Raw genomic sequence first — 24,943 nt, 5'->3', positions numbered from 1 at the left:
ATGGCGATACATTATGACCTGAAAGACCTTGAGAGGTGGGAAGCGCTTGTTTCTGAACAGGTGGCGGAGTTCGAGCTGGATTGTTATCCGCAGGAGTTTGAAATCTGTGACCACGTTCAAATGCTCGGGATGATGACATATCACGGGATGCCAGCCCATTACCCGCACTGGTCTTTTGGAAAATCGTTTGAGAAAACCAGAACACTTTATGATTACGGGGTGCAGGGTATTCCATATGAAATGGTTATAAATAGTAATCCTTGTATCGCAGGCTTGATGCGTGACAACTCCCTTGCACTGCAAATTTTGACCATGGCCCATGTCTATGGGCATAACGATTTCTTCAAAAACAACATTACATTTGCACATACCCAAGCGGAACATGTCGTGGCCCGTTTCAAAGCGCATGCGGATCGGATCAGGTCATATGTAGAGGATCCATCCATAGGTGCTTCCGGGGTGGAGCGTATATTGGATGCAGCGCATGCTCTGTCTTTTCAGTGCAATCGGAACCAACAGATCAAGCGTTTAGGATTGCAGGAGCAAAAAGAACGTAAAATCAAAAGCAGCCTTTTGACAGATGAGGATCTTGGAAGGTTGCACGAGCAGTTGGTTGTCGAGCCTGACGAAAACATCCTTATGTTTATTCGTGACAACAACTCTGCATTGTTGGAGTGGGAAAAAGACATCCTGACAATCGTCCATGAAGAAGCGCTATATTTCCAGCCGCAAATGGAAACAAAGATCATCAATGAAGGCTGGGCCTGCTTTTGGCATCGTGAAATTCTAAACAGTCTGGATTTGCCAGATGAAATTTATCTGGAATTTCTTGTAAGACATAATCAGGTGGTTAGGCCAATTCCGGGAGACCTGAACCCGTATAATATTGGACTGACGCTTTGGGACCGGATCGAAGAAAAAGAGCTGGGCTATGCAAGGCGTCACGCGGAAGAACCTATCTCGCCTGAAGTCCGTGAAAAACTCTTTGAAATTCGTGAGGTTGATCGAGACGCTTCATTTATCAGGCGCTTTATGGATCGGGAAACGCTGGAGAAGTTGGATCTGTTTGTAGCCGAACCCCAAGATAGCGATTGGATCGTGACAAAGATTGCCCGTGATGACGAGTGGAAAGAAATAAGAGGTTTGCTGGCGAACTCTGTAGGGCTGGGGTCAATTCCACGTATATTTATTACGGATATGAATACGAGCTCAACAAACACATTATATTTAGAGCATGAGTATGACGGTCGGGAACTGGAAGCGAATTATGCCGAAAAAACCCTAGAACATCTCTACAGTCTCTGGCGTCATCCGGTTTCTTTGTCAACGAACCTTAATGGATCTGAAGCGACCTATCTCATTAGTGAAGATGGAGCGGCATTGCAGAGGGGTGTGATGGATGATGAGTTTCACATCTATCATTACGGCCTTGATATCTAAATCACACTAAAATCCAGTAGAATGCATAAGGGGTATTCCAAAGCAGCATTTGACTAATTTTCCATGTGACGCCCTACTGGCGGCCCGTAGAAAAATAAAGAAAGTCATATGGAACTCTGGATACCGATCACTATTGCGGCCGCATTTTTCCAAAATGTCAGAACCGCACTTCAAAAGCATTTGGCCAAGAACCTGACGACAGGCGGGGCTACCTATATTCGCTTTCTATACGGTGTTCCTTTTGCGTTTATCTATATTTTCGGTCTTCATGAAGTTGGGAACTTCCCGTTTTACACGCCAAATCTGGAGTTTTTTACCTATGTCATAATTGGTGGAACGACCCAAATTCTGGCCACCGCCTTTCTTGTAAAATTATTCAGCCTTCGGAATTTTGCTGTAGGAACTACTTATTCAAAGACAGAAACTGTGCAGGCGGCATTTATCGGACTGGTGCTGTTGGGGGACAGCCTCAGTATCCCAGCGATCATTGCCATTGCAGTTAGTTTTGTTGGGATAATGCTGATCTCCGTCTCGGGCGGGAAGCTCACATTAAAAGAAGTGATGCTCGGTTGGACAGGAAAGCCAGCATTATACGGGTTGTTGTCAGGTGGCTTGTTTGGCGTGTGCGCAGTTTGTTACCGTGGCGCTGGATTGTCGCTTGGTGGTGAAGGGGCCATCATGCAGGCGGCAACTTCGATTGTCTGGGTTTTGTCCTTTCAATCACTGATCATGACAGCATATATCCTGATTGTGGAACGAGCACAGTTCATGGCATCGCTGAAAGCATGGCGCGTTGCGATTTGGGTAGGTGTTTTTAGCTTGCTGGGCTCTATTGGTTGGTTTACGGCCATGACACTACAAAATGCAGCCTATGTTCGTGCTGTTGGACAGATCGAATTGATTTTCACCTTCGCCATCTCCTATTTCGTCTTCAAGGAAAGAACGACTCTGGTGGAGTTCGCCGGGGTCATGTTGATCGCTGTTGGAATACTATTTCTTGTTCTGCCCTTCTGACGCAATAATTTCATAGTGTTGTAAGAATCTGGTCACTTTTTGGGTGGGGTGCGTCAAATTGTCTTTACTCGGCAACTTAGGCTGTTAATGTTTGCAACCACGTTGAGTTCAAACAAATGGAGAGACTGTTGGCTTCCCGATATACCCCGGTGGAAATGATCGAAAAATTGGTGTCCTTTGACACTGTTTCAAGAAATTCTAACTTGGAATTGATCGACTTCGTAGCTGACTATCTGGCTGAATATGACATCCCGTCTGAGAAAATCTATAACGACGATGGAACGAAAGCCAATCTCTTTGCAACCGTTGGACCGAATGTAGAAGGCGGTATTGTCCTCTCTGGGCACACAGATGTTGTGCCTGTTGACGGCCAGCCTTGGGATACAGATCCTTTCACTGTTGTAGAAAAAGACGGTAAACTTTATGGCCGCGGAACTGCGGATATGAAGAGTTTCTCAGCCATCGGTTTGTCTCTGGTTCCAGAAATGTTGGAAGCCGGATTGAAGAAACCGATGCATTTTGCACTGTCTTATGACGAGGAAATCGGCTGCCTCGGCTCTCCTCGTATGATTGACCAGATTGTCGAAAAACACCCAAAGCCACGTGCTGTTGTGGTTGGTGAGCCGACAATGATGGAAATCGTGACCGCCCATAAAGGCATTGTCGGATTGATGACAAAAGTCACAGGCCTTGAAGCGCATTCCAGCCTTGTTGAAGATGGGGTGAGTGCGGTAATGACTGCCGCGAAGCTGGTGAACTTCATTGGCGACATGATGGCGGAAAATAAGGCAAAAGCTGACCCTAATAGCCTGTATCTTCCATCACCAAACTACACAACACTGCATGTTGGGGTGATAAATGGCGGCACAGCCATGAATATTATTTCCCGCGAATGTGAGTTTGTATGGGATATCCGGTATGTGGCGGGAGAAGATCCTCAAGATTACATTGATCGCTTTGAAAAATATTGTCAGGAAGAACTTCTTCCGGCGATGAAAGCCGTCTCACCAGTTTGTAACATCGAAACAACATTACGCTCTGGTACACCTGCGCTTCAACCAGAAGAAAATGGTGAAGCAGAAATGCTGTGTAAATCGCTGACAGGTAAAAATAGTACGACTTTTGTGTCATACGCTGCTGAAGCTGGGCAGTTTCAGGAAGCAGGCATGTCCACCGTCATCTGTGGGCCTGGCTCAATTGGAATCGCGCATCAGCCAAATGAATATATTGAATTGGATCAAGTAAATCAGTCAGTTGATTTCTTTAAGAAACTTATTAAGGAACTGTCTTAACTCATATGCCAGTACAGATGGCATAGACAGATGTATAACTATTGTTTAGTGTCTTTAGTAGATTGCCCTGATACTGGGAGAGGTAAGGGCAAAAATGGCGGTTTATTTAATTAGATTGCCACTTGATATTAGTAACCATGAACATAGGGAGATTCTATAAAATGAAATTGCGTCATGGACTTATGGCTGCAGCAGCGGCTGCCACTTTGGCAGTATCTCCGCTGGCTCAAGCCGAAACTTTTAAATTTGCGTTCCAGGGTAACCTCAGTTCCTTGGACCCGCATTCATTGAACGAAACATTCCTGCTTGGTTCTTTGAATAACGTATATGAAGGTCTCGTCATTTATGATGAAAACCTTGCTGCGTCACCTGGTCTTGCTGAATCCTGGGAAACAGTTGAGCCAACAAAATGGAAATTTAACCTTCGTAAAGGCGTAAAATTCCATGACGGCAGCGACTTTACTGCTGAAGACGTAGTCTTCTCTTGGCAGCGCGCACTGGCAGAAGGTTCTGACCAGATTGCACGTGCTTCAAAGATCAAAGGCATCGAAATTGTTGATGACCACACGATCATCGTTGAAACACCAGCTCCAAACCCAATTCTGACATCTGATCTGGTTTACATCTTCATCATGGACAAAACATGGTCCGAGAAGAACAAAACTGTGACAGCAACAAGCGCGTCAGATGCAAACTCAGCTAACTACGCGAACCTGAACGCCAACGGCACTGGCCCTTTCATCGTGAAAGAACATAAGCCTGACGTTAAAACTGTTTACGAGCGTAACGGCAACTATTGGGGCAACATGAAATCCAACGTTACACGCGTTGAATTTACTCCAATTAAAGAAGCTGCGACACGTGTTGCTGCTCTGATCTCCGGTGAGCTTGATCTGGTATACCCAGTTCCTGTTCAAGACTGGAAACGTCTGGAAGAAGCTCAAGGCGTTAAGCCACTTGCTGGTCCAGAAGCACGTACAATTTTCCTTGGTATGGACCAAGGCCGTGATGAATTGCTGCACTCCAACATCAAAGGCAAAAACCCTTTCAAAGATGTTCGTGTTCGTCAGGCATTTGCTCACGCTTTGAATCTGGATGCGATCAAGAAGAAAGTTATGCGTAACGCTGCAACTCCATCAGGTCTGATGGTTGCGCCTCAGATTAATGGCTGGTCCAAAGAGCTGAACACTCCATACGCTTACGATCCGGCAAAATCCAAAGAGTTGCTGGCAGCTGCTGGCTACGCTGATGGTTTCGAAGTTACTATGGACTGCCCGAACAACCGTTATGTAAATGACGAGAAAATCTGTCAGGCTGTTGTATCCATGCTGGCTAAAGTAGGTGTTAAAGTTGATCTGCTGGCACAGCCAAAATCCAAATACTTCGGTAAAGTTCTGGCGACAGGTGGCTACGACACTAGCTTCTACCTCCTCGGCTGGACACCAGGTACTATGGACACGGAAAACGTTCTTTCTTCACTGCTGATGTGTCAGAACAAAGAAACAAAGAAAGGTATGTTCAATCTGGGTAACTACTGTAACCCTAAAGTTGACGAACTTTCCGCGAAAATTGGCTCTGAAACAGATCAGGCAAAACGTAACGCTATGATTGCTGAAGTGTTCAAGACAGTTCAGGAAGAAGTTGGTTACTTGCCTATCCACCAGCAGCCACTGTCTTGGGGTGCGAGCGACCGTGTGTCTGTTGTTCAACGTCCAGACAACAGCCTGGACTTCCGCTATGTAGTCGTAAACAAGTAATACGACTTTTCCTCAGGGCCTGCATGTGCGGGCCCTGATTTTTTTTTATTCTCTTTTTATAATATATGCCATGGTTTCATTTTTGCTAAAGAGACTGCTGCAATCCGTCGTTGTGATGTTTACAGTGGCTCTCATCGCCTTCGCCATGTTCCAGTTTGTCGGTGATCCGATTAACAACATGGTGGGTCAGGATACGACCCAGGAAGAGCGCGAACAATTGCGCGAGAATTTGGGTCTCAATGATCCATTTATCGTCCAGTTTGGTCGGTTTGCGTTAAACGCTGCCCAAGGGGATTTTGGAATTTCCTACAAATACAAAACACCTGTAAGCGATCTCATTTTTGAGCGTATGCCTGCTACCCTGGAGTTGGCTTTTGTTTCAGCGATCTTAGCGCTGGTGTTGGGTATCCCGCTTGGGGTGTATACGGCGTTGAAGCGTAACGGCATTATTTCCAAGTTTATTATGACGACCTCTTTGGTAGGTGTGTCATTACCGACCTTCCTGACAGGTATTTTGCTGATTTTGCTGTTTGGCGTGGTCCTTCGTTGGCTGCCAACATTTGGTCGCGGTGACGTCATTGAAATCGGAACATGGACCACGGGTTTCTTAACCGCTTCCGGCCTGAAATCTCTGATCCTGCCATCTTTTACATTGGCGTTGTTCCAGTTGACCTTGATTATGCGCCTCGTTCGGGCTGAAATGCTTGAGGTACTTCGGACAGATTTTGTGAAATTTGCACGCGCACGCGGCCTGCCTGATCGTTCTGTTCATTTTAAACACGCCCTTAAAAATACATTGGTGCCTGTTATTACCATTACTGGTTTGCAGCTTGGTTCTTTGATTGCTTTTGCGATCATTACAGAAAGTGTGTTCCAGTGGCCTGGTATGGGCCTTCTCTTTATTCAAGCGGTTGCTGACGTGGATATTCCTATTATGGCGGCCTATCTTGTTCTAATTGCTTTCTTTTTTGTTTTGATCAATATGATTGTGGATATTTTGTACTACGCTGTTGATCCACGACTACGCTCTAGCGACGGGTGATGAAAATGGATAAAACAGTTGAAACAACGCGCCTTGAGCGTTTCTTGGATGGCGATGTCTGGCACAGCTTCAAAAAGAGCCCCGTTGCGATTATCGCGTTCATAGTTACGGTGATTTTCCTATTGGCAGCAGTTTTTGCTCCGTTGGTTTCCCCGCACAATCCTTTTGATCTCGCTTCAATTGACCTGATGGATTCCAGCCTTCCACCTGCGTGGATGGAGGATGGTGAAACTCGCTTCCTTCTCGGAACGGATGATCAGGGACGTGATATTTTCTCAACCATTATATATGGTGCGCGAATTTCCCTATTGGTTGGTTTCGCCTCAGTTATTTTCTCGATGGTAGTTGGGATTACACTTGGTTTGATCAGCGGTTATGCTGGTGGTCGTGTGGATGCGTTTATCATGCGTGTCGCTGACATTCAGCTCTCATTCCCCGCGATTTTGATTGCCCTGTTGGTTGATGGTGTTGCCCGTGGTCTTGTACCAAAAGAATTGCATGAAGAGCTGGCGATCTACGTTCTGATCTTCGCCATTGGCATTTCCGGTTGGGTCCAATATGCCCGTACAGTTCGTGGCTCTACTCTCGTTGAGAAGGGCAAGGAATATGTTCAGGCTGCTCAGGTCATTGGTATTCGTCCGGGTACAATCTTGCGCCGTCACGTTCTTCCAAACGTCATGGGGCCGGTAATGGTTATCGCAACCATTCACTTGGCGATTGCGGTTATTACTGAGGCGACCCTTTCCTTCCTCGGTGTGGGTGTTCCGCCAACCACGCCATCTCTTGGTACTTTGATCCGTATTGGCAATGAGTATCTCTTCTCTGGTGAATGGTGGATTACTATCTTCCCAGGCGCTGCACTGGTTATTCTGGTGCTTGCAGTGAACTTACTTGGTGACTGGCTACGTGACGCCATGAACCCGAAACTGCGCTAAGGAGATCTGAGATGGATTTGTTGAATATTAATAATCTCGAGATCGAGTTCCCAAGTCGCCGTGGTACTGTAAAAGCGGTGAAGGATGTTACTTTGACGGTGCAACCAGGCGAAGTTCTGGGTGTTGTCGGTGAGTCTGGTGCAGGTAAATCAACAATTGGTAATGCCGTCATTGGGTTGCTTGAACCTCCAGGGCGTGTGTCGGGTGGTAAAGTTTACCTGAAAGGTGAGCAGATTGATGAGCTGTCATCAGAAGAGAAGCGGAAAATTCGCGGCCGTCGCATCGGTATGATTTTCCAGGATCCTTTGACATCATTGGATCCTCTTCAGACAATTGAACAACAGCTTGTTGAAACAATTGATCTGCATCTGAAACTTGGTGAAAAGAAATCGTTGGAACGTGCTATTGATCTTTTGGATCAGGTTGGTATTCCAAACCCGGAAGAGCGGATCAAGCATTACCCTCACCAGTTCTCTGGTGGTATGCGTCAGCGCGTGGTTATTGCACTCGCTCTGTGTGCGGAACCCGAAGTTATCATCGCGGACGAGCCAACAACGGCTCTGGACGTTTCAATTCAGGCGCAAATCCTGGATTTGATGCGCAAACTTTGCCGCGAAAAACAAGTTGGTATGTTGATTATTACCCATGATATGGGTGTAATCGCTGACATTACCGATCGCGTTGCGGTGATGTATCGTGGTGATTTGGTGGAAGAGGGGACGACCGAGAAAATTCTTGGCGATCCTGATCATCCATATACGAAGAGCCTGATCAGCGCTGTGCCACGTCCAGATGTGCGTCTGAAACGTTTCCCTATGGTGAACTATATTGAGAAAGAAGAAGACCGTAAGCAGGACTTCGATATCTCTACTCACTGGTTAGGACAGGCGCGTGACTTCGACGCGGTTGATGGACCATTGGTTGCTGTCGAAAATCTGGTTATGCAGTTTATTGCAAAGTCGGCAATCCTGAAGAAGAACCGGAAGATGTTCACAGCTGTAGATAATGTTTCTTTCGACATTAAACAGGGTGAAGTATTCGGTCTGGTGGGTGAAAGTGGCTCAGGGAAGTCAACGGTGGCCCGTATGATTTCCGGCCTCTACACACCTGCAAGCGGGTCAATTTTCTTTGGTGGCGATGATCTGACAAAGATCAAATCACAGAAAGAAATGGATTATTACCGTAAACAGATGCAGATGATCTTCCAGGATCCTTTCTCATCATTGAACGGACGCATGCGGGTAATGGATATCGTGGCTGAGCCAATTCGGTTCCATAAACTGACCAACAGCAACCACGAGACGGAAACTATTGTGACAGATCTTCTGGAACATGTGGGACTGGGCCGCCAGGCGGCGCTTCGTTACCCGCATGAGTTCTCAGGTGGTCAGCGTCAGCGTATTTCCATTGCGCGTGCGCTTGCAACACGTCCGCGCTTTCTGATCTGTGATGAGCCGACTTCCGCGCTCGATGTGTCTATTCAGGCGCAGATCCTTAACTTGCTGAAAGATCTTCAGGAAGAGCTGGGACTGACAATGTTGTTCATCAGTCATGACCTTCCAGTGATCCGCCAAATGTGCGATCGTGTCGGTGTGATGAAGATGGGGCAATTGGTGGAAGTTGCTGCAACAGAAGATGTGTTTAAGGACCCTCAAGCACCTTATACGCAGGAACTTCTGTCGCTGATGCCGAAATTGGACAAGCTGTCCCATCGTGGATTGGAAGTCGAAGGATAGGTTTTCGCTTTTTCCGACAAAATAAAAGGGGCCTTTTGAGGCCCCTTTTATTTTGGTCTATTTGGGTTCTAGGACTTGTCTAGTCCAGCTAGCGCCTTGGTTACAACAGAATGACCACGTTCCCAGACCATTTCTTTCCAGTCATCTGCATCACAGTAAAAAGCGTCGCGAACATCTTTTTTAATTTTCCGTCCAAGCTCGCTGTTCACATCACCGTATGCGTATAACCAGTTATCAGCACGCAAAGCGTTAAGAACTTCCATGATTGGTAGGGTGCCATATTCGATGGCTACACAAGTGTTTGTGGCATTCGGCGCCATCTCACAGACACCAAGGTTTATTGTACCTGTCACTGGTGCCGAGGTTGAAGAGCCATCTTCTGGCGATGTACATTCATTGTCATACCAATCATTGGCGCGTGATAGGCCTCCCAGATCACCAACGTAGATAAGTTCCCCAAATCCGTAAGGGCCGAGGCCGGTATGAATGTCCAGGAAGGCAAGATGTTCTGCGTCACCTGCGTGTTTCTTTGAAACAGCACGGAGCGTGTCATTTGTCCAAGAGGCTTCCTTGCCGCCAAAGAAGATACCGTTTTCCTTAATGTGCTGGCCGCCGGTTACCGCAGCTTGGAACTGAGCCATGCCGTTCTTTTCAATATAGGCAGCAATTTCTTCTTCCGCTTTTGCACGGGCGTCACCATCCCAATCCATTGGAACAATCATATCGTGTACTTCACGATAAGGTTCGTTTTCAGGAAGTGGTTGTGAATAGTCACGGAAATTACGGTTGAGGTCGATATTATCTTCGTTCACACGGCGAACGTGAGAGAAGCCATATGGATTGATGGCGTGGATGAGAACAACGGCCGTATCGGCAGGAAGTTCCTTAAAGAAACCACCGCGGAGAAGATTAATCTGGATGCCTGATCCGCAAAAGCCTTCCCCGCCATGGGTGCCGGAGCTGATGATCAGGACTTTCTTTGCGCCTTCTGGTCCGATACGCGCGACATCCATATATAGGTCTTCACCTTGTGCGCCTTTCGCTCTGTCATTGAGGTTGCTTTCTACAACAATTCCTCTTTCTTTACAGGCGTCTAGAAATTTGTTTCGAGCTTCTAAATAGGTAGCTGAAAAATTATCAATAACATTCATTATGCGACTCCCTTTGTCCTCTCTTGTTGTATCTCAAACAGTTGCTGTTGTGGGATTTTTTTTACATACTTGAAGAAAGTGACATAAAGCTCGACACCAAGAAGAAGAAAGAGCGCGGCGATGGGAAATGAACATTATATAATTTATGGATCTGAATTTTCACCATTTTCGGTGAAGGTGAGATCCTATTTTAGGTATAAAAACATTCCTCACGAATGGAGACCTCGGACAAAAGAGAATATAGAGGATTTCCAAAAGCACGCCAAACTGCCGCTTGTCCCCCTTGTTATCTGTCCGAATGGAGACGTTCTCCAAGACAGCACCCCTATCCTTGAAAAAATGGAGCAGTTGTTTCCCGAAAACTCCATAAATCCTGTGTCGCAGGAGCTGCAATTTCTCTCCCAGATGATTGAGGAATATGCAGATGAATGGGGTAACAAGCCAATGTTCCACTATCGTTGGTGGCGAGAGGCCGATCAGATTGAAGTCTCGGAGGGGTTGGCCTCTACGATTGCCCCTAATGCCTCACCTGACGAGCAGTCTCTGTTTGCGGAGCAATTGAGGACCAGAATGGTGCCGAGACTTAGCTTTGTTGGATCTAACGAACAAAATAAGGAAACCATCGAGCGCTCCTTGGATGATCTACTTCATTTGTTGGAAAAGCATCTGACAAAGAGACGGTTTATTTTTGGGGGAAAACCATCGCTTGCTGATTTTGGATTGTTTGGCCAGCTATATGGCTGCACACAGCAACCAACAACCCGCGCTATTCTAAAAGAATACCCTGAAATATTAGTGTGGATCGAACAGATGCTGAGGCCTGAGAGCAATGGTGAATGGGAGGAATGGGGGACGCTCGAGTTGACTTTGTTGCCCATTCTTACAAATCAAATCGCAGAACTTTATTTTCCTTGGGCACTTGAAAATGCGCATGCCTTAAAGCAAGAAAAAGCGGAGTTTACGGTTTGTTTAAAAGGGCGGGATTTCAAGCAGGATACGATGAAATATTCCGCCCGTTCGTTGAATGTGCTGAAGCAAAAGTTTACTGCAGTTCAGGAGAGAGGCGCACTAGAGGAGATTTTGCTTAAAGCAAAATGCCTCCAACCGTTGGTGTCAGAAAGCTGGTGATTGTCAGTTCAGCTCAATAGCTTCGCGAATTTTCTCCGAAAGGTCTTTTTTTCGAAACGGTTTATTGAGGAGCATCGCCGTCTCGCCAAGCTCTGAATGCGTCTCTAGCGCATTTTGGGTATACCCAGACATAAATAGAACTTTCAGGTTCGGTTGATCTTTCTTGGCTTTTAATGCCACTTCAGGGCCGCGCATTCCTCCAGGTAAGACAACATCTGATAGGAGAAGGTCCACAGGACCTTCCTTTTCCAGAACATCAAGTGCGGAATTGCCGTCATGCGCCTGTAGAACAGAATAACCCAAGCTCTTTAGTTGCAGTACTGTCAGCTCTCGTACATCTGGATCATCTTCCAGAACAAGAATTTTTTCATTCCCGGTTTTCAGCTTCTGATCAACCATTTTGTCTTCTTTCCCGACTGCGGAGCCACTATGCCTTGGTATATAAAGTTTTACATTAGTACCATAATTTTCTTTACTGAATACTACCACAAATCCACCTGATTGTTTAACAAACCCATACGCCATACTCAAACCCAACCCAGTTCCTTCACCAACCGGCTTGGTTGTAAAGAAGGGTTCAAAGATTTTGTCCTGGATTTCTTTTGGCATCCCTGTGCCATTATCCTGAATGGAAACGACGATGTAATCCCCTTCCGACGCGTCAGTTGGAAGTTCTGCCATGGACCTGTCGACAGAAGCATTGCTGACATTCAGGATTATTTTTCCAGGACGATTACTGGATGCGAGAATGGCATCCCTTGCGTTGATAATCAGGTTGAGCAACGCATTTTCGAACAGGCTCTGATCCACGTGGCAGGTCCAGATTTCATCCTCCACGATTGATTGAAATTCGATCTCTTCTCCGATCACACGTGTCAACATAGACACTGTTTTGTCTACCAGATGGGACATATCGGTATAGACGGGTTTAAGGACCTGTTTTCTGGAATAAGCCAGAAGCTGTTGTGTAAGATCAGCGCCTCGTAAGCAGGCGGCGATAAGAATTTCCATTCTTTTCCGCTGATCACTCTCTTCGGGCAGGCTTTCATTGACGATTTCGGCGTTGCCCATCACGACGGCAAGCAAGTTGTTAAAGTCATGAGCAACACCGCCGGTAAGTTCACCAACCGCGCGCATTTTTTCTGACTGTCTAAGCTGCTCTTCACTTTTTGCAAGCGCAAGTTCAGACGCTTTGCGTTCTGAAATATCCTGAATACTAAGCCCGATATAGGTGTCACCAGCGCGATCAAGCAAGTGATAGGAAACATCCACGGGAATAATATTGCCATTGAGGTCTATTACCGATTTTTCCATATGTAGACTTGGGGAATGAAGGCGTAAGTCTTTCAAGCGCTCACGCTCAAGTTCAAGTTCTTCTGTTGGGATAATTTGCCAAAGGTCCAAGCCTTCGGGATCAGTTGAAGGGTGACCGATGATCGAGGCGAAAGCCGGGTTAATATCTGTAAATTTGCCGTCAGGTTTGCATAAAGCCAGACCAATAGGAGACTGTTCAAACAACATCCTGTTATAACGCTCACTCTCGCGCAACGCGTGATAGGAGGTTTCAATGTTGTTCTTCATGAAATTCAATGCGGAGACCACATCATCCAACTCGTCGGGATTTCCCGAAGGTTGCTTGCGCTGCAGTGTAAGTGCCGGTGTCATGCCATCTAACTTCAATGATCGTGCATAGTGCGAAAGCGTGATGAGGTGTCGTGAAATCTGAATTTGGAACAAAATCAGGAAGAAGCCGGCAATAAAGAATATCACAACAGCATTGCTCGCGAGGATAATCAAGGCTCTTTCACTCAGGCTTCTGAAAACTGGATTAAGACCAGCCACAACCCTTAACGTTCCAAGATCAAAGGTTTGTTTCCCATTGGATAAATTCAACGGATAGGATCTTTCCAGCGTCTGTTTGGACTGAATGTCACCATGAAGCCAGCGCACATTTCCTTCAGTACTGATGGCAGCATATTCAATATAAGGGCTATTTACCAAACTGATCAGGTGGAGTGTTATCTGTTCGTCATCAAGCACCCAAACGTTATGGGTCAGGTTTGGTAGCCGTGTACTGATAATTTCCTGGAACCGGTCATTAATCGTCGTAAGTTCAGCTCTATAATCAATGTATAGCTGCACTGATGTACTGACGAGAGTAATCAGAAAACTAAACCCTATAATTGATATAATAAGCCTTTTGGCTGCTGTCATACGATTAACCCAAATGGTATATAAGGCGCTGGTCAACACGTATTAGTTCTTAGACGCCTCCCCAATACATGCACCTTACTGAAAGCTAGTGAAAAATCAATAAAAACCAATTAACGCAGCAGACTAATTCTACAGTATAATTCAGAGGAATTACTTTGCGAGAGCCTTTCGATTTATGGTAGGTAATCCTTTGTTGTATTTCAAACATTGTTGTGGCGGGGAAACGCAAAATGCTCAAGAGGCAAGCAGAACAAATGGCGCGGGAGACAAAAACAATCTTCCCAGGATTGTTGGTTTGCCTAACAATTGCAATGGCTTCTGGTTTTTTAAGTGACCACTATGGCGGTCCGGTAATGCTCTTTGCCCTCTTATTAGGAATGGCTTTTCATTTCTTGTCTGAAGAGGGGGCCTGCAAAGCTGGTATTGAATTTGCAGCGCGCACGATCTTGCGTATAGGTGTCGCTTTGCTCGGTGTCAGGATCACTTTTGATCAGATCGCAGATCTTGGTGGGCTTACAATTGCCGGGGTTGCAGCAGGCCTTGTGTTAACAATTTTGTTTGGCTGGATACTTGCTCAAGTTCTTAAGTTAAAGCCTTCTCTGGGTTTGTTGTCAGGTGGTGCCGTAGCTATCTGTGGCGCCTCGGCGGCTTTGGCCTTATCTGCAGTCATGCCAAAAACGCCATATACCGAACGAAATACCATCGTAACTGTTGTTGCTGTAACCACATTAAGCACCGTTGCTATGGTCGTGTATCCGTTGATTACTGAATATTTCGCGATGGATCATGTGGAGGCAGGCGTGTTCCTTGGCGGAACCATCCATGATGTGGCTCAAGTTGTTGGTGCAGGGTATAGTGTGTCGGAAGAAGCCGGTGATGTCAGTACTGTCGTCAAGCTTTTACGTGTTACTCTATTGGTGCCTGTGGTTCTCGTTTTTAGCTTCATCTTTAGTGCCAGCCGAAAGAAAAAAGGTGAAGAAAGCAGCTTGGGGATATTGCCTCCCGCTTTTCTGATCGGTTTTGTGATCTTTGTCTTTCTTAACAGCATGAGCTATCTGCCTTCCATGGCAATTGAACATATGACCGATCTTTCCAGAATGTGTCTGGTTACTGCGATTGCGGGACTAGGTATGAAGACGTCATTGAAGGAAATTACGAAAGTTGGCTGGCCAGTCGTCATCCTTGTTGTGTCTGAGACAATCTTTATTGCACTCTTTATCTTTCTGCTGGTTGCTTGTTTTTGACCGTTTAGTCAAATTCACTGTTGAATTTGCTTGTAATTAGCGAATAGTTACCGTTCAATTATCAGGAATTGAATCTCAAAACGGGGAGATACGTAAATGAAACTGGGTACTAAATCTCTGGCACTCGTAGCTGGTCTGATGATGGGAACAACTGCAGTCGGTACTGCATTTGCTGATGGCCATGGATCGAAGCCAAATGACTTGATGAACGCGACCTTGTGGACTCAAACTTCTGTTGAGTTTAAAGCAAATGCCATTGCGGCCTTTAAACTGGCTGAAATTATGCTGGATCGCGCTTTGGAGAACAAAGACTGGACTGCAGCACTAGAGCAGGGAGACAATTATCAAAATAAGCCACCTGCTGTAATTCTGGATGTCGATGAAACAGTTTTAGACAATTCAGAGTATGAAGCCTGGTTGATCAAAGCAGGCAAGAACTACAGCTCCAAAACTTGGGGGCCATATGTTGACGAAGCAATTTCCAAGGCAATTCCAGGCTCAAAGGAATTTATCAAATACGCTGCCTCCAAAGGTGTAGAGATTTTCTACGTTTCAAACCGTAAAGCGCCAGGTGAGGCAGGTACGCGTAAGAACCTGAAAGCTCTTGGTTATCCTGTGAACGAAAAAATTGACACCGTATTACTCCGCAATGAGCGTGAGAACTGGGGATCTGAAAAAGGGACGCGTCGCGCACATATTGCTCAAGACTATCGCATCGTCATGTTGTTGGGGGATAATCTGGGCGACTTCGTTGATGCCAAAAAAGCGAACCTTGAAGAACGGAATGAGATCCTGAACAAATATGCTGCGAACTGGAGCACAAAATGGATCACCATTCCAAATCCAATGTACGGATCTTGGGAGGGAGCATCTTTTGGGTATAACTGGAAAGCATCCGGTGAAGAGAAACGCGCTATGAAAATGGAATCCATGAGTTTTTGGGAGCCAAAATAATTCTTGAACTTGAATTATTTCAGGAAAAGCCTTCGATGAAGTCGGAGGCTTTTTTATTGAAATATGTGCTGAAACAAGGGGTTAATATCCCCTTGGTAAAGCCTTTGATAAGATAAGTTGTAACTGGTATTATTTTATTTTACCGGTTATCGTGTTTTAATAGGAATTTGTGTAGTGATTTGGCTTGCGCTTGCCTTAAAATAGTGCATTTTGCCCGATATGAATAATTTGTTACAGAATTTTACGCAGTAGGAGAGTAGCTTTGGCGAAGCTCAAAGCTCTGGTGAAAGCCGGGGTCGTGAATAACGAAGGGTATTATGTTGTTGGTGGTCGCACAGCCATTGATTTTGCTAATTCCGCTCAAAGATTTGATCGTGACGGTGAAGGGCTTGCCTCACTTGAGGATCTGCTGACTTTCCTAAAATCGCAGGAATTGCTGCATGAAGATGAAGCCTCTGCTTTTCACATGTATATCTTCCAAAACCCGGAGAGGTGCCAGCAGGTCATGGATAAGCTTCATGACATGAGAATACGCTTTTCAGAAAATCTGAAACAAGCTTCGGAAGGCTGGCCGATTGACCCCAATTTCGTTGCAGACCTCAACGATTTGCTGGCTACCTACAAGACAAAAATTGAACTTGTTCCCTCCGACAGTGGGTATGAAGTGAAAAACAGCTTGGTTGAGGAAGGGCCAGAGCAGTTACTTTATCCAATTTTAAAAGATATGGCTGTGTTTCTAGCGTCTGATCAGGTCGAAAAAGCGCGTGTCTGTGCTAGTGATACCTGCGAGCTGTTTTTTGTAAACCAGTCCAGGAATGGTCGCAGGCGTTGGTGCTCCATGTCGACATGTGGAAATCGCGCTAAGGTAAACGCCTATCTGAAGCGAAAAGAAGCTTAAAAAAAGCCGCCCTTTGAGGCGGCTTTTAAACTATTTGGCTGCGATATTTCGAAGTTCATTTTTTTGAACTTTGCCCATGGTGTTTCTGGGAAGTTCGTCGAGGAAATGAACTTCCTTAGGAGCCTTGAAATTGGCGAGTTTGTCTTTTGCAAATCTGATGACATCAACATCACCAAGATCAGTGCTGCCATCTTTTACGATAAAGGCGACAACGGCTTCTCCAAAGTCAGGGTCAGGGCGACCGACTACGGCACTTTCAAGGACGCCTTCCATTTCATCCAGATAACTTTCAATTTCTTTTGGATAGACATTGTAGCCACCGGAAATGATCAGGTCTTTGGATCGACCGACAATGCGATAGTATCCATCTTCACCTTTGACGGTCATATCTCCTGTGATGAAAAAGCCATCAGGCCGAAATTCTGACGCAGTTTTTTCCGGCATTTTCCAGTAGCCTTTGAAGACATTCGGACCCTTGATTTCCAGAATGCCGATTTCCCCATCGGTCAGGATGTTGCCGTCTTCGTCTGCGATCCTGACTTCATTATCCAGTGGAAAGCCTACAGACCCTGCGATCCGTTTCCCGTCATAGGGGTTGGATGTGATCATGCCTGCTTCGGACATGCCGTAACGTTCCAAAATGACGTGGCCTGTCAGATCCGTGAATTGATTAAACGTTTCTTCCAAAAGCGGAGCTGAGCCCGCGGTAAATAGGCGCATGTTTTGGCAATGCTCTTTGCCAAATTCGTGATTGTCTAACAGTCTGACATAGAAAGTAGGAACGCCCATAAACACTGTTGCTTCAGGCAGGTTTTCCATTACAGCTGCTGGGTCGAACTTGTCCAGGAAGATGACTTTATTAGCTTTCAGGAAAGCGCAGTGAAGGGCCACGAAAAGACCATGAACATGGAAGATCGGTAGGGCGTGAAGAAGGACGTCATTTTCTTCAAAGGCCCAGTATTTTACAAGGGTTTGCGCATTGCTTGCCAGATTTTCGTGGGTCAACATGGCACCTTTAGAGCGTCCGGTTGTCCCTGAAGTATAAAGAATGGCAGCAAGATCGTCGCTTTTACGCGGTATTGTCTGAAATTCTTCACTTTGGCTGCTGGAAGCATCCATCAGTGAACCGCATCCTTTACTATCCAGTGTAAATATCTCTTTTACACCGGCAGCAGTTGCAATGTCCGCAAGATCTGTGTGCTTCTCTGGTGCGCAAACCAGAAAGATAGGGGTGGCATCAGAGAGGAAATAGTCAACTTCAGACGATTTGTATGCGGTGTTGAGAGGAAGGTAGACAAGTCCCGCTTTGAGGCATCCAAGATACAAAAGAACAGCTTCAACTGTCTTATCAACCTGAACCGCAACCCTGTCTCCGGGTTTTCCACCTTTCGACACAAGCAAGTTTGCGATCCGGCTGCTAATATCCATCACCTGTTGGTAAGTGAACTCATTCCCGGCCGGTGTAGAGAAGGCTGTTTTACCGGAGTGTCCAGTGAATTGCTGTTCAAACAAGTGGTACAGGTTGTTTTTGCTCATTTTGTATTGTCCGTGGCGGAATTTGATTTTCAGGCAACTATAGAGCCGCCTGAGGTTTCTTGACTATAAGTTTGAAAGAAAAATGCACTTTTGTGTGCGTAAAATCAATTCTTGTATACAAAAATTTTGACTGTCATATAAATTTTGTGAAGGATGCTTAAACTGGACCAGAAAATTATTATGTCCGGTAGTAGGGTGTTTAACAAAAGGTGCGCAAAATGAAACAGACACTTGTCGGCCAGTTTTTTAATTCTATTGCTGATGCGGGGCGTGAGTTGCTTGACCGCGGCGCAGGAAAATCACGCAGTCACACTATTGAAGGTGTCTGCCGGGACCTGATGACACAAAAGGGTGAAGCGTCCGGTATGGCACTGGCACGGGAAGTTGTTGGCCTGTGGCATAAAGCTGAAGATGATCAGCGGCTGGCTTTTATGGAATTTCTGTTGAAAGAGGTCAGCCTCGATTCCGAAAAAGTGGATGAGGCTGTTAAGGCGTATGAAAGTGACAAATCATTTGAAAACAGAAGAGCGCTAGCCGCCGCGCTAGAGGCTCCGCGTCAGGAATTGATGCGCCGTATCAATTTTGCGCCAGGTGGGACCGCCGCCATTGTTGATATGCGTAAGTTTCTTGTCTCTTATCTTCGCAAAAAGCCGGAGTTAAGAGCAGTTGATGCCGATATGCAGCATTTGCTTGTAAGCTGGTTCAATAGAGGCTTTCTGGAAATTGAAGAAATAAACTGGAAAACACCCGCTGTTGTTCTGGAAAAACTGATCAAATATGAGGCGGTGCATGAAATTACGGGTTGGGACGACCTGCGCCGCCGCTTGGATCAGGATCGTCGCTGCTTCGCCTTTTTCCATCCTGCCCTGCCAGAAGAGCCTCTAATTTTTGTTGAAGTGGCTCTGGTAAAGGGGCTGGCTGCGGCGGTGCAGCCGTTGCTGGATCTCGAAGGGGAAAGGTTGGATCCTACTAAGGCAGACACAGCAATTTTCTATTCGATCAGCAACTGCCAGGAAGGTTTGAAAGGGATTAGTTTCGGTAACTTCCTGATTAAGCAGGTAGTGTCAGAACTTTCCGCGGAGCTTCCAAATTTGAAGCATTTCTCCACCCTTTCGCCGATCCCTGGCTTTATGAAGTGGTTTGCCGAATTTGAAGGCCGGACCGGCCGCCTATCGAAGGACGAAATCGACAACGTAAAAAAAGAAATGCTTGATAAAGACTGGTTCAACAAAGAAGAAGTATCTTCCAAGATCAAAGAGCCGTTGGAGCAACTTGTCGCCCATTATCTCGTGAACGAAAAGTCGCGAAATCGACCACTGGATCCTGTGTCCCGTTTCCACCTTGGGAATGGAGCGCGGCTGGAGCGCATAAACTGGCTTGGTGATATTTCAGAAAATGGTATGAAGCAGTCAGCAGGTCTATTGGTGAATTATTACTATAGCCTGAAAGATATTGAGAGAAATCACGAAGCCTATATCAATGACCGTCAGGTCGTTGCGTCTTCGTCTATTCTGAGTTTGGCTAAGGATAACTGATACATGGCAATTTCCTTTGTGGGGCAAGTCCCGGAAGATGAACGTGATGATTGGATCAAAAGACTTTCTGACTTGCTCCCCGGAGAGACCATCCGCGCTTTTGAAGATCTAAGCGAAGCCGACAAGCATGAAATAGAGATTGCTGTCGTTGCCAACCCAGAGCCTGCGAAACTGGAAGCGTTGCCCAACTTGAAATGGATACATAGCGTCTGGGCAGGGGTGGAACGTATGATGGCAGAACTATCTCATCTTGATGTCCCGATCGTCCGCCTTGTAGACCCAGAGCTTTCCCGGGTTATGGGGGAAGCGGTGCTGGCGTGGACTTATTATCTGCAGCGCGACATGCCCAAATACAGAGACGGACAGAAGAATAAAGCGTGGATACAGCATGCCTATAAATATCCTTGGGAGGTAAATGTCACCTTACTTGGGCTTGGTGCATTGGGGATGGAGGCCGCGAGACGTCTTAAAGAAGCAGGCTTTCAAGTTAACGGATGGTCTCGAAACCTGAAAGAAATAGACGGCATATCCTGCCATTGTGGAACTGATGGCCTAACAGAGGTATTGGGGAAAACCGATATTTTGGTCTCTCTATTGCCCCTTACTGCGCAGACACGTGGACTTTTAAGTAAGGAACGCCTTTCTCAATTGAAATCAGGGGCTAACCTCATCAATTTTGCGCGCGGACCGATTATTGTTGATGAAGATCTCATAATGCTACTTGATACAGGGCATATCGCTCACGCAGTGCTTGATGTATTCGCAGTTGAGCCGTTGCCCGAAACGGATCCCTATTGGTCTCATCCGTCGGTGACTGTGCTTCCGCATATTTCGGCTCCGTCAGACATCAATTCTGCAAGCTCTATCGTGGCTGATAATATCGCCTCCTATAGAAAAACAGGGGAGGTCCCAGGAGCAGTTGATAGAAGCAGTGGATACTGAACTCAATATGCATCTTTGTACAAAAGCCCGCCCCAGAAATGTGGTGGGCTTTTTGTTTAAATCCCCATCACGGCGAATTTGATACGCAAGCTCATTAAATTTTTGCAAGGCCTGTCTTTATATGATTATATGACCACATTCACCAATCATGGTGGTCCCAATAAGAAATAAGAAAGAAAGAGGCGAAAGATGTCCCAGGGCAATATGTTGGAAGGTAAGGTTGTTGTCGTAACTGGCGCGGGTCGGGGTATTGGTCGTGGCATTGCCATGATGGCTGCATCGCAGGGTGCGAAGGTTGTGGTCAATGACTTGGGCGGTACAGAGCAGGGCGAAGGCGCTGATCAGATTCCTGCATTGGAAGTTGTAAAATCTATCGAAGATGCTGGTGGTGAAGCCATCGCCAACTTTGGCAGTGTCGCCGATCCGGATGCTGCGGGTGAAATGATTGAAGATGCCCGTAAGAACTTCGGTCGTATTGACTGCATTGTTAATAATGCGGGTATTTTGCGGGATCGTATCTTCCATAAAATGAGCGAAGAAGAATTTGATCTTGTCATCGATGTTCACTTGAAAGGCAGCTTTAATGTCGCTCGTGCCGCTGCGCCTTATTTGAAAGAGCAGCAAAGCGGTTCTATGGTTCATATGACATCAACATCTGGATTGATCGGTAACTTTGGTCAGGCAAACTATGCTGCGGCTAAATTGGGTATTGCCGGTCTGTCTCGCTCTATCGCGCTGGATATGTCTCGTTTCAACGTGCGTTCAAACTGCGTTTCTCCATTTGCGTGGTCCCGCCTGATCGGCACCATCCCTCAAGGCACAGATGCAGAGCGTGAACGTGTGAAGAAAATTCAACAAATGACACCTGAAAAAATTGCTCCCCTGACGGTTTACCTTTTAAGCGATCAGGCTTCTGCAATTACGGGCCAGATCTTTGTTGTGCGTAACAATGAAATTTGCCTGATGAGCCAGCCCCGCCCAATTCGCAACATTCAGACATCAGAAGGTTGGACACCGGAAACAGTTGCCGCGCGCTTTGGCCCTGCCGTTGAATCATCCCTGGTGCCGCTCGAGCGCTCCGGTGATGTATTCTGCTGGGATCCAGTATAAGGAACGGCAGCATGGCGATTGACTATGATAAATTAATGAACTGGAAGTTTGATTCAGTTGAAAGTGAATATACGTCAAAAGACAGTATTCTATATGCTCTTGGAGTGGGCCTTTCCGCCGACCCTTTAGATATGGATCAGCTTCGGTTTACTTATGAAGAAGATCAGCTGGCATTACCGACCATGGCGGTGGTTCTCGCCTATCCGGGCTTTTTCCTGAAAGACCCGCAGTTCGGTGTGGATTGGGTGAAAGTGTTGCATGGGGAACAGGGGATTGAGATTCACAAACAGCTCCCCGCCGCAGCAAAGGTAATTGGCGAGAATCGCTTCACCGAAATCATTGATAAAGGTGAAGGGCGGGGAGCGCTTCTTTTCTCAGAACGTAAAGTCTATGAGAAGTCGACCGGTGACTTACTGGCTACATTGACGTCCACGACATTTGCTCGTGGTGACGGAGGGTTTGGTGGGCCGGCGGTAGAAGCGCCAAAACCACACACTTTGCCAGATCGCGCACCGGATACTTCAGTGGAAATGCCAACACTGCCTCAAGCGGCATTGATCTATCGCTTGAGTGGGGATTTCAATCCACTGCATGCTGATCCAAGGGTGGCAACTGCTGCCGGTTTTGAAAAACCGATATTGCATGGCTTGGCAACACTAGGTGTAGCGGGTCACGCTCTCTTAAAAGAAACATGTGATTACGATCCATCTCGTTTTAAATCACTTAAGCTACGATTTACCTCTCCTGTATATCCGGGTGAGACAATCGTAACCGAAATGTGGAAAGATGGTTCCGAAATCTCGTTTAGGGCAAAGGTCAAAGAACGCGATGTTGTTGTTCTTAACAATGGGCGTGCTATTGTAGAGTAAATTACGGGAGGCAGGTTCGCCTGCCTCCTTCCTTCTACAGTAAAGGAGTAAGCCTGTGCAGGTTGAAGAGGCCATTAGAAGCCGCAAATCAGTACGTCAATTTTCATCTAAGCCCGTCGATGGGCAAACCGTCCGAGATATTCTTGAAATTGCAAAGTGGGCCGCATCAGGTGGTAATCTGCAACCTTGGAAGGTGAAGGTGCTTACGGGCGAGCCTTTGTCTGACCTAGTTCGGAATGTTCAAGGTAAGCTGGCAAAGGGGCAGATGGAAAGTCCAGAATATAATGTCTACCCACCAGAGCTAAAGGATCCGTACCGGACACGTCGGCGTGTTGTGGGACAGGCTTTATATGATCTCATCGGTGTCCCAAGAGAGGATACCCCGGGAAAATTTCGCCAGTTGGCCAAAAATTTTGAATTTTTCGGAGCACCGGTCGGCTTATTCTTTGTGATGGACCGGCAAATGGAAATTGGCCAATATGTCGATCTTGGCATCTTTGTGCAAAATATCATGCTTATGGCGAGGGAGAAGGGGCTTCATACCTGTCCTCAGGAAGCGTGGGCTCAGTGGCCGAAAACAACAGCTGAATTCCTGAATGTCCCCGATGATGAGATGGTGTTTTGCGGTATGGCGCTTGGATATATGGATGAAGAGGCCATAATTAATAATCTTCAAAGCGAAAGAGCTTACCTTGAGGAATTCGTAGAATTCCATGGTTTCTCCGACTAACGAATAAAGTAACAAATGGATCTAGAAAATGGACAAAGAAGTCATTGATCAAATAAGCCAGACAGTTCGGCAGCTATGTGAAAAGTTTCCGGGAAATTACTGGCAGGAAAAAGACAGGGAGCGGGCGTATCCAACTGAATTTGTAAATGCCCTGACTGAGGCGGGACTGCTTGCTTCGCTCATCCCGGAAGAATATGGCGGCGCGGGTCTGCCTCTTTCTGTGGCTTCCGCTATTTTGGAAGAAATACATGCGGCGGGCTGTAATGGTGCAGCATGTCATGCGCAAATGTACACCATGGGAACATTGCTGCGTCACGGTAGTGAAGAACAGAGAAAAGAATATCTTCCCAAGATCGCGACAGGTGAACTTCGTCTTCAGGCTTTCGGTGTGACTGAACCTACTGCTGGCACAGATACTTCCAGTATATCTACAATGGCGGTTCGAGATGGGGATGAGTATGTCATTAACGGGCAAAAAGTCTGGACGTCTCGTGCAGAATATTCTGACCTGATGATCTTGCTTGCGCGGACGACCGCTAAAGATAAGGTGAAAAAGCGCTCTGAAGGGCTGTCTGTGTTTTTGGTTGATATGAGAAAGGCTGTTGGTAATGGGATGGAGATCCGCCCCATACGCACCATGATTAACCATGCAACCACAGAAGTCTTCTTTGATAATCTCAGAATTCCTGCGGACAGCTTAATCGGGGAAGAGGGTAAAGGCTTTAAATATATTCTTACCGGTATGAACGCTGAACGTATCCTGATTGCTTCTGAATGTATTGGAGACGCTCGCTGGTTTATTGAAACGGCCTCTAACTATGTGCGTGATAGAAATGTGTTCGGCCGTCCTATCGGTCAGAATCAAGGGGTGCAATTTCCAATCGCACGATCATATGCTCAGATGCAAGCCGCCAAGTTAATGGTTGAGAAGGCCTATAGCCTATATGACGAGGGGCAAGCCTGTGGTGCAGAAGCGAACATGTGTAAGATGTTGGCATCCGAAGCTTCATGGGCGGCAGGCGAGGCATGCTTGCAATCTCATGGCGGATTCGGTTTCGCAGAGGAATATGATGTGGAAAGAAAGTTCAGAGAGACTCGTCTTTACCAGATTGCACCTATCTCAACGAATTTGATCCTGTCTTTTATTGCCGAACATGAGTTGGAACTGCCTAGATCTTACTAGTTTCCAATTAATTTGCACATTATCAAAAGGTCAACAGAACTGGTTAAATGGCAGTTTTGCTGACCTTTTTTGCGAATGCGAAATGGATGTGTCAGAAAAATTGCAGAATTATGTAAAAAAGATCAAAAAAGGGTTTGACGGTTTGGGATGATGGGCCTATAAACCGCTCCACACCGCCGGACGGGGTCACTTGGAAGCGCTTACGAGCGAGGATCTGAGAGGGTTTCGGAGGG

Annotated in this window: 20 protein-coding genes; 17 read left to right on the top strand and 3 right to left on the bottom strand. The window is 46.4% G+C overall.

What is annotated here, in order from left to right:
* From GUA87_RS13240 to GUA87_RS13210, 7 genes are all read left to right on the top strand, one after another.
* A complete protein-coding gene (locus tag GUA87_RS13240; RefSeq protein ID WP_227711994.1) occupies positions 1 to 1,440 on the top strand; it encodes a SpoVR family protein in 1,440 nt (479 codons plus the stop codon).
* 108 nt (positions 1,441 to 1,548) lie between these two features.
* Positions 1,549 to 2,454 carry a DMT family transporter gene (locus tag GUA87_RS13235; RefSeq protein ID WP_193717084.1) on the top strand — a complete coding sequence of 302 codons (906 nt, stop codon included), beginning with the start codon at positions 1,549 to 1,551 and terminating at the stop codon, positions 2,452 to 2,454.
* Positions 2,455 to 2,582: 128 nt separating this feature from the next.
* Positions 2,583 to 3,746, top strand: a complete 1,164-nt coding sequence (gene argE, locus GUA87_RS13230; protein WP_227711993.1) for an acetylornithine deacetylase — start codon at positions 2,583 to 2,585, stop codon at positions 3,744 to 3,746.
* 161 nt (positions 3,747 to 3,907) lie between these two features.
* The gene (locus GUA87_RS13225; RefSeq protein ID WP_193717082.1) at positions 3,908 to 5,503 is read left to right on the top strand and encodes an ABC transporter substrate-binding protein; all 1,596 of its coding nucleotides are present in this window, start codon (positions 3,908 to 3,910) and stop codon (positions 5,501 to 5,503) included.
* Positions 5,504 to 5,573: 70 nt separating this feature from the next.
* Positions 5,574 to 6,545 (top strand): ABC transporter permease, encoded by a 972-nt coding sequence (locus GUA87_RS13220; protein ID WP_193717081.1) that lies wholly within the window; start codon positions 5,574 to 5,576, stop codon positions 6,543 to 6,545.
* A gap of 5 nt (positions 6,546 to 6,550) precedes the next feature.
* On the top strand, positions 6,551 to 7,480 hold the full coding sequence (locus tag GUA87_RS13215) for an ABC transporter permease (RefSeq protein ID WP_193717080.1): 930 nt from the start codon (positions 6,551 to 6,553) through the stop codon (positions 7,478 to 7,480).
* Positions 7,481 to 7,491: 11 nt separating this feature from the next.
* The gene (locus tag GUA87_RS13210) at positions 7,492 to 9,216 is read left to right on the top strand and encodes an ABC transporter ATP-binding protein (RefSeq protein WP_193717079.1); all 1,725 of its coding nucleotides are present in this window, start codon (positions 7,492 to 7,494) and stop codon (positions 9,214 to 9,216) included.
* A gap of 68 nt (positions 9,217 to 9,284) precedes the next feature.
* Here the strand turns inward: GUA87_RS13210 and GUA87_RS13205 are convergent, their stop codons facing one another.
* Positions 9,285 to 10,367, bottom strand: coding sequence for a M14 family metallopeptidase (locus GUA87_RS13205; RefSeq protein ID WP_193717078.1), 1,083 nt, complete (start codon positions 10,365 to 10,367; stop codon positions 9,285 to 9,287).
* 120 nt (positions 10,368 to 10,487) lie between these two features.
* Between GUA87_RS13205 and GUA87_RS13200 the strand changes: the two genes are divergently transcribed.
* Positions 10,488 to 11,495 (top strand): glutathione S-transferase family protein, encoded by a 1,008-nt coding sequence (locus GUA87_RS13200; protein ID WP_193717077.1) that lies wholly within the window; start codon positions 10,488 to 10,490, stop codon positions 11,493 to 11,495.
* Positions 11,496 to 11,498: 3 nt separating this feature from the next.
* Here GUA87_RS13200 and GUA87_RS13195 read toward each other — a convergent pair whose 3' ends face one another.
* Positions 11,499 to 13,709 (bottom strand): ATP-binding protein, encoded by a 2,211-nt coding sequence (locus GUA87_RS13195; RefSeq protein WP_193717076.1) that lies wholly within the window; start codon positions 13,707 to 13,709, stop codon positions 11,499 to 11,501.
* 230 nt (positions 13,710 to 13,939) lie between these two features.
* On the opposite strand from GUA87_RS13195, the gene GUA87_RS13190 reads away from it, so the two are divergent.
* The 3 genes from GUA87_RS13190 (at position 13,940) to GUA87_RS13180 (ending at position 16,805) form a co-directional block, all read left to right on the top strand.
* A complete protein-coding gene (locus GUA87_RS13190) occupies positions 13,940 to 14,953 on the top strand; it encodes a YeiH family protein (protein WP_193717075.1) in 1,014 nt (337 codons plus the stop codon).
* Between the two features lie 96 nt (positions 14,954 to 15,049).
* Positions 15,050 to 15,907, top strand: coding sequence for a 5'-nucleotidase, lipoprotein e(P4) family (locus tag GUA87_RS13185; RefSeq protein WP_193717074.1), 858 nt, complete (start codon positions 15,050 to 15,052; stop codon positions 15,905 to 15,907).
* 262 nt (positions 15,908 to 16,169) lie between these two features.
* Complete coding sequence (locus tag GUA87_RS13180; RefSeq protein WP_193717073.1) at positions 16,170 to 16,805, top strand: CGNR zinc finger domain-containing protein; 636 nt, start codon at positions 16,170 to 16,172, stop codon at positions 16,803 to 16,805.
* Positions 16,806 to 16,835: 30 nt separating this feature from the next.
* On the opposite strand, the gene GUA87_RS13175 is transcribed toward GUA87_RS13180, so the two are convergent.
* Positions 16,836 to 18,341 (bottom strand): malonate--CoA ligase, encoded by a 1,506-nt coding sequence (locus GUA87_RS13175; protein WP_193717072.1) that lies wholly within the window; start codon positions 18,339 to 18,341, stop codon positions 16,836 to 16,838.
* Positions 18,342 to 18,559: 218 nt separating this feature from the next.
* Here GUA87_RS13175 and GUA87_RS13170 point away from each other — a divergent pair, with 218 nt between their 5' ends.
* The 6 genes from GUA87_RS13170 to GUA87_RS13145 all read left to right on the top strand — a co-directional run bounded on the left by GUA87_RS13170 (position 18,560) and on the right by GUA87_RS13145 (position 24,710).
* Positions 18,560 to 19,876, top strand: coding sequence for a malonyl-CoA decarboxylase (locus GUA87_RS13170; RefSeq protein ID WP_193717071.1), 1,317 nt, complete (start codon positions 18,560 to 18,562; stop codon positions 19,874 to 19,876).
* Positions 19,877 to 19,879: 3 nt separating this feature from the next.
* Complete coding sequence (locus tag GUA87_RS13165; RefSeq protein WP_193717070.1) at positions 19,880 to 20,818, top strand: 2-hydroxyacid dehydrogenase; 939 nt, start codon at positions 19,880 to 19,882, stop codon at positions 20,816 to 20,818.
* 204 nt (positions 20,819 to 21,022) lie between these two features.
* The gene (locus GUA87_RS13160) at positions 21,023 to 21,928 is read left to right on the top strand and encodes an SDR family oxidoreductase (RefSeq protein ID WP_415774799.1); all 906 of its coding nucleotides are present in this window, start codon (positions 21,023 to 21,025) and stop codon (positions 21,926 to 21,928) included.
* Positions 21,929 to 21,939: 11 nt separating this feature from the next.
* Positions 21,940 to 22,797, top strand: a complete 858-nt coding sequence (locus GUA87_RS13155) for a MaoC/PaaZ C-terminal domain-containing protein (protein ID WP_193717068.1) — start codon at positions 21,940 to 21,942, stop codon at positions 22,795 to 22,797.
* A 55-nt stretch (positions 22,798 to 22,852) separates the two neighbouring features.
* Complete coding sequence (locus tag GUA87_RS13150) at positions 22,853 to 23,527, top strand: nitroreductase (protein ID WP_193717067.1); 675 nt, start codon at positions 22,853 to 22,855, stop codon at positions 23,525 to 23,527.
* Positions 23,528 to 23,555: 28 nt separating this feature from the next.
* Positions 23,556 to 24,710 (top strand): acyl-CoA dehydrogenase family protein, encoded by a 1,155-nt coding sequence (locus GUA87_RS13145; protein ID WP_193717066.1) that lies wholly within the window; start codon positions 23,556 to 23,558, stop codon positions 24,708 to 24,710.
* Positions 24,711 to 24,943 lie beyond the last annotated feature (233 nt).

It is taken from the genome of Sneathiella sp. P13V-1 (assembly GCF_015143595.1).
Taxonomy (GTDB): Bacteria; Pseudomonadota; Alphaproteobacteria; order Sneathiellales; family Sneathiellaceae; genus Sneathiella.
This window is presented reverse-complemented; position numbering and strand designations above follow the sequence as displayed.

Bases quoted from the DNA above. Each gene is read 5' to 3' on its own strand.
- GUA87_RS13240 (WP_227711994.1), top strand. From the start codon at position 1: ATGGCGATACATTATGACCTGAAAGACCTTGAGAGGTGGGAAGCGCTT.
- GUA87_RS13235 (WP_193717084.1), top strand. From the start codon at position 1,549: ATGGAACTCTGGATACCGATCACTATTGCGGCCGCATTTTTCCAAAAT.
- GUA87_RS13225 (WP_193717082.1), top strand. From the start codon at position 3,908: ATGAAATTGCGTCATGGACTTATGGCTGCAGCAGCGGCTGCCACTTTG.
- GUA87_RS13220 (WP_193717081.1), top strand. From the start codon at position 5,574: ATGGTTTCATTTTTGCTAAAGAGACTGCTGCAATCCGTCGTTGTGATG.
- GUA87_RS13215 (WP_193717080.1), top strand. From the start codon at position 6,551: ATGGATAAAACAGTTGAAACAACGCGCCTTGAGCGTTTCTTGGATGGC.
- GUA87_RS13210 (WP_193717079.1), top strand. From the start codon at position 7,492: ATGGATTTGTTGAATATTAATAATCTCGAGATCGAGTTCCCAAGTCGC.
- GUA87_RS13205 (WP_193717078.1), bottom strand. From the start codon at position 10,367: ATGAATGTTATTGATAATTTTTCAGCTACCTATTTAGAAGCTCGAAAC.
- GUA87_RS13200 (WP_193717077.1), top strand. From the start codon at position 10,488: ATGGGAAATGAACATTATATAATTTATGGATCTGAATTTTCACCATTT.
- GUA87_RS13195 (WP_193717076.1), bottom strand. From the start codon at position 13,709: ATGACAGCAGCCAAAAGGCTTATTATATCAATTATAGGGTTTAGTTTT.
- GUA87_RS13190 (WP_193717075.1), top strand. From the start codon at position 13,940: ATGCTCAAGAGGCAAGCAGAACAAATGGCGCGGGAGACAAAAACAATC.
- GUA87_RS13185 (WP_193717074.1), top strand. From the start codon at position 15,050: ATGAAACTGGGTACTAAATCTCTGGCACTCGTAGCTGGTCTGATGATG.
- GUA87_RS13175 (WP_193717072.1), bottom strand. From the start codon at position 18,341: ATGAGCAAAAACAACCTGTACCACTTGTTTGAACAGCAATTCACTGGA.
- GUA87_RS13170 (WP_193717071.1), top strand. From the start codon at position 18,560: ATGAAACAGACACTTGTCGGCCAGTTTTTTAATTCTATTGCTGATGCG.
- GUA87_RS13165 (WP_193717070.1), top strand. From the start codon at position 19,880: ATGGCAATTTCCTTTGTGGGGCAAGTCCCGGAAGATGAACGTGATGAT.
- GUA87_RS13160 (WP_415774799.1), top strand. From the start codon at position 21,023: ATGTTGGAAGGTAAGGTTGTTGTCGTAACTGGCGCGGGTCGGGGTATT.
- GUA87_RS13155 (WP_193717068.1), top strand. From the start codon at position 21,940: ATGGCGATTGACTATGATAAATTAATGAACTGGAAGTTTGATTCAGTT.
- GUA87_RS13145 (WP_193717066.1), top strand. From the start codon at position 23,556: ATGGACAAAGAAGTCATTGATCAAATAAGCCAGACAGTTCGGCAGCTA.